The organism is Streptomyces tricolor (genome assembly GCF_002155905.1).
Taxonomy (GTDB): domain Bacteria; phylum Actinomycetota; class Actinomycetes; order Streptomycetales; family Streptomycetaceae; genus Streptomyces; species Streptomyces tricolor.
Map to the genome: position 1 here is coordinate 1 of NZ_MUMF01000142.1, position 11,845 is coordinate 11,845.

The following is an 11,845-nucleotide window of genomic DNA, read 5'->3' on the forward strand; positions in this document are numbered from 1 at the left end:
TCTCGGCCGCGGCCACCGCGCGGTCGTCGCCGCGGGCCGAGCCGATGCCCATGAGGGCCGAACCGGCCTCGGACATGACCGACTTGACGTCGGCGAAGTCCAGGTTGATCAGGCCGGGGGTGGTGATGAGGTCGGTGATGCCCTGGACACCGGAGAGCAGGACCTGGTCGGCGGACTTGAACGCGTCCAGGACCGAGACCTGGCGGTCCGAGATGGACAGCAGCCGGTCGTTCGGGATCACGATGAGGGTGTCGACCTCTTCGCGCAGTTCGGCGATGCCGTCCTCGGCCTGGTTCGCGCGGCGCCGTCCCTCGAAGGTGAACGGGCGCGTGACCACGCCGATGGTGAGGGCGCCGAGCGAGCGCGCGATGTTGGCCACGACGGGGGCCCCGCCGGTGCCGGTGCCGCCGCCTTCACCGGCCGTCACGAAGACCATGTCGGCCCCCTTGAGGACCTCCTCGATCTCCTCGCGGTGGTCCTCGGCGGCCTTGCGGCCGACGGCCGGGTTGGCTCCGGCGCCGAGTCCGCGGGTGAGTTCGCGGCCGACGTCGAGCTTGACGTCGGCGTCGCTCATCAACAGCGCCTGTGCGTCGGTGTTGATGGCGATGAACTCGACGCCCTTGAGACCGACCTCGATCATCCGGTTGATGGCATTGACACCACCGCCGCCGACACCGATGACCTTGATGACTGCGAGGTAGTTCTGCGGTGCTGCCACGTCGAAGGCCTCTCGCCTCGAATTACGTTGTCGCCGCCGGGCGGTGCCCCGCGCCGGGACGACGGATGCCGAATGGGACGGTCCGTAGCGCCGACCCGAACCCTAACCCTGAAGTTTAGGGTTACCAGTGTGTCTGTTCCCTGGAGTCTTCTGAACAGGACACTAAGTCGACAAGTGGCGCCCGTTCAACGAACACGCCGAACCTCCCGTTTTTCTTTTCACCCTATGTGATCAGCCGTAGCAGTGCCCAACCAGGGTGCTGGCCTGCGCTGATGTGCGTCAACTCCCCGATGACGCAGGGGCGGTGGGGACGCTGACATCGAAGTGCCGCGCGCCGGGAGCTGCTTTCATGAGTGCCGTGAGGGCCCGTGCCTTGGCGCGGCCGTTCTCGCCACTGCCCCAGGCCACGGTGCGGCCGTCGCCCAACTCCAGCGCGATGGCGTCGTAGGAGCGCACGTGGACGGTCCGGGTGGCCCGCGCCACGGCGGCCGGCAGGTCGCCGGCGACCCGGACGGCCTCGCGCACCAGCCGGTCCCTGCCGAAGCGCCGGAAGCTCGCGGCGCCGGGGCCCGTGCGGGATGCGGTCAATTCCAGCGTCGGAACGCCATTCGGCGCCTGCGAAACCGTGGCGAAACGGACACCTTCGTCATCGACTTCGACGAAGTCCCGGCCCTTTCGGACCAGCAGAACCGGAGTGCGCTCGATCACTTTCAGGCCGATTCCATGGGGCCAGGAACGAACCACATCGACAGTGTCAATTCGGGGCAATTTCCGGCGAAGTCGGGCTTCGATCCCCTCCGTGTCGACGGAAATCATCGGGTCCCCGACGGGCACGGCCGCCGCCGCGCGCACCTCGGCGGGGGTCAGCACGCGCGTGCCCGACACCGAGACGCGCTCGACGCGCAGCCAGGAGGAGCCGTACAACGCCCAGGCGGAACCGGCCCCGAGCAGCACGAGCACGGCGGCCAGGACGACGATCCTGCGAAGGCGCCGTCCGCCGAGTCTGCGGGCCTGCGGGGGGCCGGACGACTCCTGCTGGCGTTCACCGCGCTCGGCGGTAGTCGGTCCGGCCACCCTTACTGCCCCTTCGTCATATGGTCCTAACGGCGCGAGGCGATCGCCTCGTACACCATGCCGACGAGCAGGTCGTCGGCGTCCCGGCGGCCGAACTCGCTTGCCGCGCGGGACATCTCGTACAGCCGGTGCGGGTCGGCGAGCACGGGCAGCACGTTCTGCTGCACCCACTCGGGCGTCAGTTCCGCGTCGTCGACCAGGAGTCCGCCGCCGGCCTTGACCACCGGCTGCGCATTGAGCCGCTGTTCGCCGTTGCCGATGGGCAGCGGGACGTAGGCGGCCGGGAGGCCGACGGCGGAGAGTTCGGCGACGGTCATCGCGCCCGCGCGGCAGAGCATCATGTCGGCCGCGGCGTACGCGAGGTCCATCCGGTCCAGGTAACTTACCGGGATGTAGGGGGGCATTCCCGGCATCTGGTGCACCTGCGGCAGTTCGTTCTTCGGGCCGACCGCGTGCAGGATCTGGATGCCGGCCTGCTGCAGCCACGGGGCGACCGCCTGCGTCACCTCGTTGAGCCGCCGGGCGCCCTGCGAGCCGCCGGAGACCAGCAGCGTGGGCAGGTTGGGGTCGAGGCCGAAGCGGGCGCGGGCCTCCGGGCGGACGGCGGCGCGGTCCAGCGTGGCGATGGAGCGGCGCAGCGGGATGCCGATGTAGCGGGCGTCACGCAGCTTGCTGTCCGGGGTGGAGACGGCGACCCGGGCCGCGTACCGCGAGCCGATCTTGTTGGCCAGGCCGGGGCGGGCGTTGGCCTCGTGGATCACGATGGGCACGCCGAGGCGCTTGGCGGCCAGGTAGCCGGGCAGGGCGACGTAGCCGCCGAAGCCGACCACGACGTCCGCCTTGGTGCGCTCCAGGATCTGCTCGGCGGCCTTGATCGTGCCGCGCAGCCGGCCCGGGACGGTGATCAGCTCGGGGGTGGGCTTGCGCGGCAGCGGCACCGCCGGGATCAGCGCCAGTTCGTAACCGCGCTCCGGGACGAGCCGGGTCTCCAGGCCGCGCTCCGTGCCCAGGGCCGTGATTCCCACGGTCGGGTCCTGCCTGCGCAGGGCGTCCGCGAGGGCGAGCGCGGGCTCGATGTGGCCGGCGGTCCCCCCACCGGCGAGTACGACATGCACCGAAATTCACCGCTCTCCGGACGAACGCGCCGCCGAGGCACGCCGTCGCATCGTGTTCCATCTCCGAGGCCCCCGCTCGGCACCGGAGCCTCCCGCCCGCTTTCTACCAAAGCGAGGTTGCCGCATCGCAAGCGCTGCCCGCGCAGCGGGCTCGTCGCGCGCGAAGGCGATCAGCAGCCCGATGGCGAACATGGTCGGCAGCAGGGCGGACCCTCCGTAGGAGAACAGCGGGAGCGGGACCCCGGCGATCGGCAGCAGGCCGAGCACCGCACCGATGTTGATCACCGCCTGGGCGGTGATCCAGGTGGTCACGCCTCCCGCGGCGTACCTCACGAAGGGGTCCTCCGTGCGTCCGGCCACGCGGATACCCGCATAGCCTAGAGCCGCGAACAGGGCGAGCACCGACAGCGTCCCCGCGAGACCCAGTTCCTCACCGGTGACGGCGAAGATGAAGTCGGTGTGGGCTTCCGGGAGTTGGCCCCATTTTTCCACACTCGCACCGAGTCCGGAGCCGAAGAGTCCGCCGGAGGCGAGGGCGTAGATCCCGTGCACCGCCTGCCAGCAGTCGGCGACCCCGGCCTTCGGCTCGGTGGCGCCGATGCAGGCGAGGCGGGCCATCCGGTTGGGGCTGGTCTTGATGAGGGTCACACCGATCAGCGCGGCGACGGACAGCACGCCCGCGAACAGCCGGGTCGGCGCGCCCGCGAGCCAGAGCAGGCCGAACAGGATCGCCGTGAGGATGATCGCGGTGCCCATGTCGCCGCCGAGCATGATCAGCCCGAGCAGCAGGAAGGCTACCGGGACCAGCGGCACCAGCATGTGCTTCCACTGGGTCAGCAGCTTCCGCTCCTGCTTGCGGGCGATCAGGTCCGCGCCCCACAGCACCAGGGCGAGCTTGCCGAACTCGCTGGGCTGGATCTGGAAGGAGCCGCCGAGGGAGATCCAGTTCTGGTTGCCGTTGACCGCCACCCCTATCCCGGGGACCTGCACCAGGACCATCAGGAAGACGGCGCCGGCGAGGATCGGGTAGGCCAGCGCCCGGTGCAGTTTCACCGGCATGCGGGAGGCGGCGAACAGCAGTGCGCCGCCGATGAGCGCGGCGAGGAACTGCTTGCGGAAGAAGTACGACCCGGGCAGCGACAGCTGCAGCGCGGTGATCTGGGAGGCCGAGTAGACCATCACCAGGCCCAGCACGGTGATCAGCACACTGCCGCCGAGGATCAGGTAGTAGGCGGTCAGCGGCCGGTCCCAGGCCCTTCGCGCGCGCGTGCAGAGCCGCTGGACGGGGTTCTCGCGCGGAGGCCGGGGAACGGCCGGCCGAGGGCGCCGGGACGCCCGCTGCACGGGCGGCTTTCCGGTACGGCTACTGGGCATCGGCGCCTCCACCGAACGTCGACCGTCCCACGCGTCCCTCCCAAGATCCGCCCGGCAGGCGGCCGGGGTCAGGCTTCGGCTTCGAGTTCGCGGACCGCCGCCGCGAACGCGTCGCCGCGCTGGTTGTAGTTGGTGAACATGTCCATGGAGGCGCAGGCCGGGGCCAGCAGCACCGTGTCGCCGGGCTGAGCCAGCCGCTTCGCTTCCGTCACCGCCTGGAGCATCGCCCCAGTGTCGGTCCGGTCGAGGTCGACCACGGGTACTTCCGGCGCGTGTCGCGCGAGGGCGTCACGGATCAGGGCACGATCGGCGCCGATCAGGACCACGCCGCGCAGCCGCTTCGCCGACCTGGCGACCAGTTCGTCGAAGGTCGCGCCCTTCGCCAGGCCGCCCGCGATCCATACGATCGACTCATATGCCGCCAACGAGGCTTCCGCGGCGTGCGTGTTGGTCGCCTTGGAGTCGTCGACGTAGGCGACCCCGTCGATGCCGGCGACGAGCGCGATGCGGTGGGCGTCCGGGCGGAAGGCCCGCAGGCCGTCCCGTACGGCCGTGGCGGGCACCCCGAAGGCGCGCGCGAGGGCCGCCGCGGCAAGGGCGTTGGCGATGTTGTGCGGGGCCGGCGGGTGCACGTCGGAGACCTCGGCCAGCTCCTGCGCGTTGCGCTGCCGGTCCGCCACGAAGGCGCGGTCGACCAGGATGCCCTCGACGACACCGAGTTGGGAGGGCCCGGGGGTGCCCAGGGTGAACCCGACGGCCCGGCAGCCCTCTTCGACGTCGGCCTCGCGCACCAGGTCCTCGGTGGCCTTGTCGGCGGCGTTGTAGACGCAGGCGACCTTGTTGCCCTCGTAGATACGGCCCTTGTCGCGCGCGTACGCCTCCATGGAGCCGTGCCAGTCCAGGTGGTCCGGGGCGAGGTTGAGGACCGCCGCCGAGTGCGCCCGCAGCGAGGGCGACCAGTGGAGCTGGTAGCTGGACAGCTCCACGGCGAGCACGTCGTACCGCTCCTCGCCGAGGACCGCGTCCAGCAGGGAGACGCCGATGTTGCCCACGGCGGCCGTGCGCAGGCCCGCCGCCTTCAGGATGGAGGCGAGCATCTGCACGGTCGTGGTCTTGCCGTTGGTGCCCGTCACGGCCAGCCAGGGGGCCGCGTCGGGGCCGCGCAGCCGCCAGGCCAGCTCCACGTCGCCCCAGACCGGGACACCGGCCTGCTCGGCGGCGCGGAACAGCGGCTTGTCGGGCTGCCAGCCGGGCGCGGTGACGATCAGCTCGGTGCCCTCCGGCAGGGTCGACCCGTCGCCGAGGCGCACGGTGATGCCGAGCGCCTCGAGTGCGGCGGCCTGCTCACGCGCGCGTGCGTCGTCGCCGTCGTTGACGACCGTGACGATCGCCCCGCGCGCGTGCAGCGCTTTCGCCGCCGGGACGCCGGAGACGCCGAGCCCGGCGACGGTGACGTGCTTGCCCTGGAATTCAGAAGGCACCGAGGAGGTCACTTGTCCGCTGCCCATCCCGCGTAGAAGAGGCCCAGTCCGACGATCACACAGATGCCCTGGATGATCCAGAAGCGGACCACCACCAGGACCTCGGACCAGCCCTTGAGTTCGAAGTGGTGCTGGAGCGGTGCCATCCGGAAGACCCGCTTCCCGGTGAGCCGGAAGGAGCCGACCTGGATGACGACCGACATGGTGATGAGGACGAACAGGCCGCCCATGATGGCCAGCAGCAGCTCCGTGCGGGAGCAGATGGCCAGGCCGGTGAGGACACCGCCGAGGGCGAGCGAGCCGGTGTCGCCCATGAAGATCTTCGCCGGCGAGGTGTTCCACCACAGGAAGCCCAGGCAGGCACCCATCAGCGCGGAGGCGACCACCGCGAGGTCGAGCGGGTCGCGCACCTCGTAGCAGGCGCCCGGGTTGGTGAGCGTGCCCGCGTTGGCGCAGGACTCCTGGAACTGCCACACCCCGATGAAGGTGTAGGCGCCGAAGACCAGCACGGAGGCGCCGGTGGCGAGGCCGTCCAGACCGTCGGTGAGGTTCACGCCGTTCGACATGGCGAGGATCATGAACAGCGCCCAGACGACGAACAGCACCGGGCCGATCGTCCAGCCGAAGTCGGTGATGAACGACAGCTTGGTGGACGCCGGCGTGTTGCCGCGCGCGTCGGAGAACTGCAGGGCGAGCACCGCGAACGCGATGCCGACGATCAGCTGGCCGGCCATCTTGGCCTTGGCCCGCAGACCCAGCGAGCGCCGCTTGACGATCTTGATGTAGTCGTCGAGGAAGCCGACCAGGCCCATGCCGAACATCAGGCCGAGCACGAGCAGTCCGGAGTAGGTCGGCGGGTAACCGGTGATGAGCTTGCTCAGGAAGTACGCGGCGATCGTCGCCAGGATGAAGGCGATACCGCCCATGGTCGGCGTACCGCGCTTGCTGGCGTGCTCGCGCGGGCCGTCGTCACGGATGTACTGGCCGTAGCCCTTGCGGGCGAGAAGCTTGATCAGCAGCGGGGTGCCGACCAGCGTCAGGAAGAGGCCAATGACTCCCGAGAACAGGATCTGCTTCATCATCGGGCGGCAACCTCACCCTCGGCACCGGACTCGACGAGCGCCTGGGCGACGCTCTCCAGCCCCACCGACCGGGACGCCTTCACGAGCACGACGTCCCCCGGGCGCAACTCGCTGCGCAACAGGTCGATCGCCGCCTGTGCGTCGGACACGTGCACCGACTCCTCACCCCACGAACCCTCGTTATATGCGCCCAATTGCAGCCAGGAGGCTTCAATCCCCCCGACGGCGACGAGCTTGCTGACGTTGAGCCGGACGGCGAGCCGTCCGACGGCGTCGTGCTCGGCGAGCGCCTCGTCCCCCAGCTCGGCCATCTTGCCGAGCACCGCCCACGTGCGGCGCCCCTTGCCCATGGCCGCGAGCGCCCTGAGGGCGGCCCGCATGGACTCGGGGTTGGCGTTGTAGGCGTCGTTGACGATGGTCACGCCGTCCGGGCGCTCGGTGACCTCCATGCGCCAGCGGGAGAGGGAGCCCGCCTCGGAGAGCGCGGTGGCGATCTCTTCCGCGGACATGCCCAGCTCATGGGCGACGGCGGCCGCGGCGAGCGCGTTCGACACGTGGTGCTCACCGTACAGGCGCATGGTCACATCGGCTGCACCGGAGGGTGTGTGAAGCCTGAAGGCGGGCTGTCCGCTGTCCGTGAGTCGTACGTTCTCGGCGCGTACGTCCGCTTCGGCCGACTCTCCGAAAAGGACCACCTTCGCCTTGGTACGGGAGGCCATGGCGCGGACCAGCGGGTCGTCGGCGTTGAGCAGGGCTGCCCCGTCCTCGGGCAGCGCCTCGACCAGCTCCCCCTTGGCCTGGGCGATCTGCTCGCGTCCGCCGAACTCGCCGATGTGGGCGGTGCCGACGTTGAGCACCAGGCCGATCTTCGGCGGGGTGAGGCCGGTGAGGTAGCGGATGTGCCCGATGCCGCGGGCGCCCATCTCCAGCACGAGGAACCTGGTCTCCTCGGTGGCGGACAGGGCGGTCAGCGGCAGCCCGATCTCGTTGTTGAGCGAGCCGGGCGTGAACACGGTCGGCGCCTTGCGCTGGAGCACCTGCGCGATCAGGTCCTTGGTGCTGGTCTTGCCGGCCGAGCCGGTCAGGGCGACGAGGGTCGCGCCGAGCCGGCGTACGACGTGCCGGGCGAGCGCGCCGAGGGCCGTCTGGACGTCCTCCACGACGATCGCGGGGACGCCGACCGGCCGGGACGCCAGCACGGCGACCGCGCCGGCCGCGACGACCTGCGCTGCGTAGTCGTGGCCGTCCACGCGCTCGCCGACGAAGGCGGCGAACAGGCTGCCGGGCACCACCTCGCGGGAGTCCCGGACGACCGGTCCCGTGACCTGGACGGACGGATCCGGTATGTCGTGCGTCTGCCCGCCGACGACTGCTGCGATCTCGGCGAGGGAGAGGGCGATCACAAGTTCATCCCCTGGGTCTTCTGGATTTTCATCCCTGGGTGTTCTGGATAGCTTCGCGAAGCACCTGGCGGTCGTCGAAGGGACGGACCACGCCGGCGATGTCCTGGCCCTGCTCGTGCCCCTTGCCGGCGACCAGCACGGTGTCGCCGGCCTGGGCGCGGCCCACGGCGGCGGCGATGGCGGCGGCCCGGTCCTCGAACAGGAGCACCTCGCCGCGCTCGTGCGCGGGCACCGAGGCGGCGCCCTGGAGCATGGTCGCGAGGATCGCGAGGGGGTCCTCCGAGCGGGGGTTGTCGGAGGTCAGTACGGCCGTGTCGGCGAGCCGGGCCGCGGCGGCGCCCATCGGGGCGCGCTTGGTCTGGTCGCGGTCGCCGCCGCAGCCGAGGACGACGTGCAGCCGGCCCTTGGTGACCTTGCGCAGCGCCTTGAGCACCGACTCGACGGCGTCGGTCTTGTGGGCGTAGTCGACGACCGCGAGGTAGGGCTGCCCGGCGTCGACGCGCTCCAGGCGGCCCGGGACGCCCGGGACGGCGGCGATGCCGTCGGCGGCGGCCTGCGGGTCGAGGCCGGCCACGGCGAGGGCGACGATGGCGGCGAGGGTGTTCGCCACGTTGAAGGGGCCGGCGATCGGCGACCGGGCGTGGATCCGCTCGCCCTTCGGGCCCACGACGGTGAACGTCGAGTCCATGGGGCCGACCTGGACGTCCTCGGCACGCCAGTCGGCGTCGGGGTGGCCCTCGGCGGAGAAGGTGACGACCGGCACGGTCGCCTCCGCGACGAGCCTTCGGCCGTACTCGTCGTCGGCGTTGACCACGCCGAGTTTGCTGCGTTCCGGCGTGAAGAGCTGTGCCTTGGCCCGGAAGTAGTCCTCCATGTCGGAGTGGAACTCCATGTGTTCCGGGCTGAGGTTGGTGAAGACGGCGATGTCGAAGACGCAGCCGTCGACCCGGCCGAGGACCAGGGCGTGGCTGGAGACCTCCATGGCGACCGCCTCGACGCCGCCTTCGCGCATGACGGCGAACAGGGCCTGGAGGTCGGTGGCTTCGGGGGTGGTGCGCTCGGACTTGATCCGCTCGTCGCCGATGCGGATCTCGACCGTGCCGATGAGTCCGGTGGCCTTCGCGGTCCGCAGACCGCCCTCGACGAGATAGGCGGTGGTGGTCTTGCCGGAGGTGCCGGTGATGCCGATCTGGAGCAGGTCGCGGCCCGGGTGGCGGTAGATGGTGGCCGCCAGCTCCCCCATCCGCGCGCGCGGCTCCGCGACGACCAGGACGGGCAGTCCGGTCGCGGCGGCGCGCTCGGCGCCGGTGGGGTCGGTGAGCACGGCGACGGCGCCCAGGCTCGCGGCCTGGGCGACGAAGTCCGCGCCGTGCAGACGGGCGCCCGGGAGGGCGGCGTACAGGTCGCCGGGGCGGACGGCGCGCGAGTCGTGGGTGATACCCGTGATCTCGGCGGCGCCCTCCGGCGCGGTGACACCCAGCTGGTCGGCGAGCTCCGCGAGGGGGGTGGCGGGGAGCTGCGTCGGCCTGGGCAGTCCCGGATATGTCACGGGTTGGCCCTTCTGGGTGGTTTGGGACTGATCAGCGTGTGGCACGGCGGTGAGCGTACCGGGCGCACCCGCTCCGGAGCGAAGTGAGGGGCTCTCGGCGCCGTGGTTCCCGGCGTCGGGGGTGATCGTTGTCACGAGCTCGTTCCTGGTGTTTCCGTGCTGATCAGGTGGTGCTGATCAGGGTTTGTACTCGACGGGCAGGTTGGCGGCCTTGGCCCCGGTCGGCGGGATCTGGAGGGTCTTCAGGGCGAACTCCATCACCTGCTTGTAGATGGGGCCGCAGATCTGGCCACCGAAGTAGCTGCCCGAGGTGGCGTTCTGGATGGCGCAGTAGACGGTGATCCGCGGGTTGTCGGCGGGGGCGAAACCGGCGAACGAGGAGGTGTAGCCGCGGTAGCGGCCGGTGGCCGGATCCACGCGGTTGGCGGTGCCGGTCTTGCCCGCGACCCGGTACCCCGGGATGCGGGCCTTGACGCCGGTGCCCTGCTCGTCGTCGACGACGGACTCCAGCATCTGCGCGAGGGTCTTGGCTGTCTTGGCGCTGACGACCCGGGTCTGCTTGGGCTTCGGCGCCGGGGTGAAGCGCCCGTCGGCGCCCTTGGTGCCGCGCACCAGGGTCGGCTCGACGCGGACGCCGCCGTTGGCGATGGTGGAGTACACGGAGGCGGCCTGCATGGCGTTGATGGAGAAGCCCTGGCCGAAAGGGATCGTGTACTGCTGCGAGGTGGACCACTTCTGCGGCGGCGCGAGGATGCCGGGGGTCTCGCCGGGGAAGCCGAGGCCGGTGTAGCCGCCGATGCCGAACTTGCGCAGGTACGAGTAGAGGACCTTGTTGGCCTCGGGCTGGGTCTTGCCGAGTTCGCCGGTGGCCAGGATGGTGCCGATGTTGCTGGACTTGGCGAGCACGCCGTTGAGCGTGAGGTACCAGGTGGCGTGGTCGATGTCGTCCTGGAAGAGGCGATCGCCGCGGTGCAGCCGGTTGGGTACGACGACGTGGGTGAGCGGGGTCGCCACGTTCTTCTCCAGCACGGCCGCCATGGACATCACCTTGGCGGTGGAGCCGGGCTCGTAGGCGTCCTGGAGGGCCGCGTTGCCCATGGCGTCGCCGTCGGCCTTCGCCAGGTCGTTCGGGTCGAAGCCGGGCGAGTTGGCCATGGCCAGGATCTGGCCGGTGCGGGTGTCCTGGACGATGACGTAGCCGCGGTCCGCCTTGGACTGCTTCACCTGCTCGCTGATGGCGTTCTGCGCGGCCCACTGGATGTCGCGGTCGATGGTCAGCTCGACGTCGGCGCCGGGCACGGCGGGCGTCTCGGTCGACCCGGCCGTGGGCACCTCCCGGCCGCCGGCCTGGGCGTAGCGGACCTTGCCGTCCTTCCCGGCGAGCTGCTTGTTCAGCTTCTGCTCGATGCCGCCGCCGCCCTGGCCGTCGGCGTTGACCCAGCCCAGTATCCCGGCGGCCAGCTCGCCGTTGGGGTACACGCGCTGGCTGCTGGGGTCGGCGAAGACGCCGGACAGCACGTTGACGGTGGTGCGGTCGGTCTCCGCCTTCTTGGCGAGCGCGGTCTTCAGGTCCTTGATCTGCTGCCAGACCTGCGGCGTCTGCCGGGCGGCGAGCCGGGTGTAGCGGGAGTTCCTGTTCTCCGGGCGCAGCTTCTTGACGAGCGCGGCCTGGTCCTGGCGGAGGATCGGGGCGAGCAGCGCGGCGGCCTGCTCGGGGCCGTCGCCGATCTTCAGCTGCTTGGCGCTGAACATGGTCGGGTCGGCCGTGATGTCGTAGGCGTCCTCGCTGACGGCGAGCGCGACGCCGTTGCGGTCGGTGATCTCGCCGCGCTCGGCGGCCAGGGTGTGCACCACGTACCGGTTCTGCTCGGCCCGTGCCGTGTAGGCGCTCGCGTCGACGGCCTGGACCTGGAGCAGCCGCACCACGAAGGCGAGCAGCACCAGGGTCAGGGCGAGGCTGACCAGGCGCAGCCGGGGCCGGGGGCTGCCGAGCCGGAGCGGAGGCGTGACCGGGGGCCGGGCCCCGCCGGGCCGACGTCCCGGCCGGGC

9 protein-coding genes are annotated in these 11,845 nt (G+C 70.9%); all 9 read right to left on the bottom strand.

From position 1 onward, the window contains the following. A partial coding sequence (gene ftsZ / locus CCN44_RS11590; RefSeq protein ID WP_086697588.1) for a cell division protein FtsZ occupies window positions 1-718 on the bottom strand: 718 nt, incomplete at its 3' end. Window positions 719-997: 279 nt separating this feature from the next. After that, a complete protein-coding gene (locus tag CCN44_RS11595; protein WP_086697589.1) occupies window positions 998-1,792 on the bottom strand; it encodes a cell division protein FtsQ/DivIB in 795 nt (264 codons plus the stop codon). 26 nt (window positions 1,793-1,818) lie between these two features. Then, window positions 1,819-2,907, bottom strand: coding sequence for an undecaprenyldiphospho-muramoylpentapeptide beta-N-acetylglucosaminyltransferase (murG, locus tag CCN44_RS11600; protein WP_059248828.1), 1,089 nt, complete (start codon window positions 2,905-2,907; stop codon window positions 1,819-1,821). 6 nt (window positions 2,908-2,913) lie between these two features. Next, complete coding sequence (gene ftsW / locus CCN44_RS11605) at window positions 2,914-4,281, bottom strand: putative lipid II flippase FtsW (RefSeq protein WP_059248829.1); 1,368 nt, start codon at window positions 4,279-4,281, stop codon at window positions 2,914-2,916. 68 nt (window positions 4,282-4,349) lie between these two features. Beyond that, a complete protein-coding gene (gene murD / locus CCN44_RS11610; RefSeq protein ID WP_223283923.1) occupies window positions 4,350-5,789 on the bottom strand; it encodes a UDP-N-acetylmuramoyl-L-alanine--D-glutamate ligase in 1,440 nt (479 codons plus the stop codon). After that, window positions 5,771-6,844, bottom strand: a complete 1,074-nt coding sequence (gene mraY / locus CCN44_RS11615) for a phospho-N-acetylmuramoyl-pentapeptide-transferase (RefSeq protein ID WP_189397251.1) — start codon at window positions 6,842-6,844, stop codon at window positions 5,771-5,773. The genes murD and mraY overlap by 19 nt, the downstream gene beginning before the upstream one ends. Beyond that, window positions 6,841-8,247: a UDP-N-acetylmuramoyl-tripeptide--D-alanyl-D-alanine ligase gene (locus CCN44_RS11620; RefSeq protein ID WP_059248831.1), complete on the bottom strand. Its 1,407-nt coding sequence runs from the start codon at window positions 8,245-8,247 to the stop codon at window positions 6,841-6,843. Before CCN44_RS11620 ends, mraY begins: the two co-directional genes overlap by 4 nt. Before the next feature lie 28 nt (window positions 8,248-8,275). After that, the gene (locus tag CCN44_RS11625; protein WP_208639755.1) at window positions 8,276-9,931 is read right to left on the bottom strand and encodes a UDP-N-acetylmuramoyl-L-alanyl-D-glutamate--2,6-diaminopimelate ligase; all 1,656 of its coding nucleotides are present in this window, start codon (window positions 9,929-9,931) and stop codon (window positions 8,276-8,278) included. Window positions 9,932-9,973: 42 nt separating this feature from the next. After that, window positions 9,974-11,845: peptidoglycan D,D-transpeptidase FtsI family protein (locus tag CCN44_RS11630; protein WP_244203905.1), on the bottom strand; the 1,872-nt coding region annotated here is incomplete at its 5' end.

Coding starts and splice junctions, on each gene's coding strand:
- ftsW (WP_059248829.1), bottom strand. CDS start 4,281: ATGCCCAGTAGCCGTACCGGAAAGCCGCCCGTGCAGCGGGCGTCCCGG.
- murD (WP_223283923.1), bottom strand. CDS start 5,789: ATGGGCAGCGGACAAGTGACCTCCTCGGTGCCTTCTGAATTCCAGGGC.
- mraY (WP_189397251.1), bottom strand. CDS start 6,844: ATGATGAAGCAGATCCTGTTCTCGGGAGTCATTGGCCTCTTCCTGACG.